Source organism: Halalkalibacter alkalisediminis (assembly GCF_028610705.1).
In the GTDB taxonomy this organism is placed as follows: domain Bacteria; phylum Bacillota; class Bacilli; order Bacillales; family Bacillaceae_D; genus Halalkalibacter; species Halalkalibacter alkalisediminis.
This window is the reverse complement of record NZ_JAQQWT010000100.1, coordinates 1-2,433: the sequence shown is the minus strand read 5'-3', so window position 1 is coordinate 2,433 and position 2,433 is coordinate 1. Positions and strand designations below refer to the sequence as shown.

The window sequence follows — 2,433 nt, the reverse complement described above, 5'->3', positions numbered from 1 at the left end:
GTAAGCGTCAAATAATACACACATTCCAATAGCCCGGGTCCCATGCGATACTCTAATCAATAATGATGAAAGGGTGTCGCTATGAAACGTAAAGAAAAACACGATTTGTGGAAAAAACGCATGGAGGCATACGAAGCCAGCGGGGAGACTATCCAAAAATGGGTATCTAAACAAGATGACATTACAGAATATCAATTCCAGTATTGGCGAAAGAAGATCAAAGAAGAAGGAAATTCAGATTCAAGTGATGAGGTAAGCCGCACTTGGACATCTTTTGATGTCCCTACCTTCACCACCACATCCATTGAAGTGAGACTAGATGATCTGTCTGTCTATATTCCTGAAAATGTGAGTGAAGAACATTTGTCCCGTGTACTACGCGTGTTGAGAAATGGATGATCAATCAACGCTCCATTGATAAAGTCTACCTTGCAAAAGGGAGTACAGACTTACGGAAATCCATTGATGGGCTTGCGGCTATCGTACAAGAAAGCTTTCAATTAGATCCCTTCTCTCCATGTCTATTTGTTTTCTGTAATAGACAACGAGATAAGATCAAAATCCTTCACTGGGAACATAATGGATTTTGGCTCTATTATCGCCGTTTAGAAAAAGGTACGTTCCCTTGGCCAGAAGATTCATCTTGTTCTCCGCAAATGATTAGCCACCGTCAGTTCCGTTGGTTACTTGACGGCCTTTCTATTGATCAAAAATCTGCACATCCAAAAGTTACCGCACAGCGAGTCATTTAATGAATAAATGATAAAGCAAATCGATGAGAGGTGATGTATAATTAAGTTATGAAAACAACAGAAACCACCTCTCAACCTACAACTGAAGAATTAGAAGAACGTGTCTCATCACTTGAGGAACAAAACGCAGAGCTGACGGCAAAAATTAAATGGTATGAGGAACAATTCCGTCTTAGTAAGCAACGCCAATTTGGTACTTCAAGTGAGAAGACAAATGCTGATCAGTTAGAATTACCTCTTTTTAATGAGGTAGAAATTACTGCTGACCCATCGATTGAAGAACCTACGGTTGAAACCATTACGTATGAACGTAAAAAAACCAAAGGTCAACGTGATAGTAAACTTGAGAACCTTCCGAAGGAAGTGATTGAGTATCGATTACCTGAAGAAGATCAGGTTTGTTTGTGCTGTAATGGAGAGCTACATGAAATGTCAACAGAAGTACGTCGTGAATTAAAAGTCATCCCAGCGGAAGTGAAGGTCATTGAACATGTTCAACATGTTTATGCGTGTCGCCGTTGTGAACGTGAAAGCACTGAGACTCCTATTGTTAAAGCGTCTATGCCGAAATCTGTTTTTCCAAAGAGTCTTGCTTCGCCATCTGCGATGGCCTACATCATGAATCAAAAATATGTAGAAGGGCTTCCATTATACCGTCAAGAACAGCAATTTGCTCGTCTTGGTGTCTTTTTGTCACGCCAAACATTAGCTAATTGGGTTCTTTATGGTGCTAATACATGGTTAAACCTCATCTATGATCGAATGTATCAATATCTGATGAATCTTGATATTGCTCATGCTGATGAAACGACGCTGCAAGTGCTACGAGAGCCAGATCGTCCATCAACAGCTACCTCTTACTTATGGCTTTATCGTTCAGGACAGGAAGGCCATCCGATTGTATTGTTTGATTACCAGCAAACACGAGCAAGTAAACATCCTAGAAAGTTTTTATCTCCTTTCCAAGGATACTTACATGTAGATGGATATGCTGGATACAATGGAATTCCAAACGTAAAGTTAGTTGGTTGTTGGGCACACGCTCGTCGAAAATTTGATGAAGCTTTAAAGGCCTTACCTAAAGAACAACAGTCGAAAGATGTCACAGCCAAAGAAGGCTTGAAGTTCTGTAACCAACTCTTTGCGATTGAACGAGAAATCAAAGATTTGTCGTTCTCTGAACGCCATCAAGTACGTCTAGAAAAAAGTCGACCACTTCTTGACGCTTTTTCAGCATGGCTTCGCATGCAAACGCCAAAAGTATTACCAAAGAGTGCACTAGGACAAGCGATCAAATACTGTCGAAATCAATGGGATAAGCTAGAGGCTTTCTTAGATGATGGCAGACTGGAAATTGATAATAATAGAAGTGAGAGATCCATTAAGCCGTTTGTGATTGGCAGAAAGAACTGGATTTTTGCCAACACTCCGAAAGGAGCAAAGGCAAGTGCTGTAACTTATAGTATTGTAGAAACTGCCAAAGAAAATGGCCTCAACCCTTATCAATACTTAATGCACTTGTTTGAGGAGCTTCCCAATATAGATGTGAGTGATGAAAAAGCCATTGATCAATTGCTTCCTTGGTCAAACAGTCTTCCGGCTCACTGTCGTATTCAACATGATAAGTAGATTATAAGTTAATCCCCATCTCTATAATAGGTGGGGATTATTTGACGCTTAC

General features: G+C 40.2%; 3 protein-coding genes. All 3 read left to right on the top strand.

Annotated elements, in window-relative coordinates; translation table 11 throughout:
• Window positions 1-81: 81 nt before the first annotated feature.
• Genes tnpA through tnpC form a run of 3 tightly spaced genes read left to right on the top strand, consistent with a single transcriptional unit; the run spans window position 82 to window position 2,381 of the window.
• Window positions 82-399, top strand: coding sequence for an IS66 family insertion sequence element accessory protein TnpA (gene tnpA / locus PQ474_RS25970; protein ID WP_273848474.1), 318 nt, complete (start codon window positions 82-84; stop codon window positions 397-399).
• Complete coding sequence (tnpB, locus tag PQ474_RS25965) at window positions 396-752, top strand: IS66 family insertion sequence element accessory protein TnpB (RefSeq protein WP_273848473.1); 357 nt, start codon at window positions 396-398, stop codon at window positions 750-752. Before tnpA ends, tnpB begins: the two co-directional genes overlap by 4 nt.
• Before the next feature lie 48 nt (window positions 753-800).
• A complete protein-coding gene (tnpC, locus tag PQ474_RS25960; protein WP_273848472.1) occupies window positions 801-2,381 on the top strand; it encodes an IS66 family transposase in 1,581 nt (526 codons plus the stop codon).
• The last annotated feature ends 52 nt before the right edge of the window (window positions 2,382-2,433 follow it).

Bases quoted from the DNA above. Each gene is read 5' to 3' on its own strand.
- tnpA (WP_273848474.1), top strand. From the start codon at position 82: ATGAAACGTAAAGAAAAACACGATTTGTGGAAAAAACGCATGGAGGCA.
- tnpB (WP_273848473.1), top strand. From the start codon at position 396: ATGATCAATCAACGCTCCATTGATAAAGTCTACCTTGCAAAAGGGAGT.
- tnpC (WP_273848472.1), top strand. From the start codon at position 801: ATGAAAACAACAGAAACCACCTCTCAACCTACAACTGAAGAATTAGAA.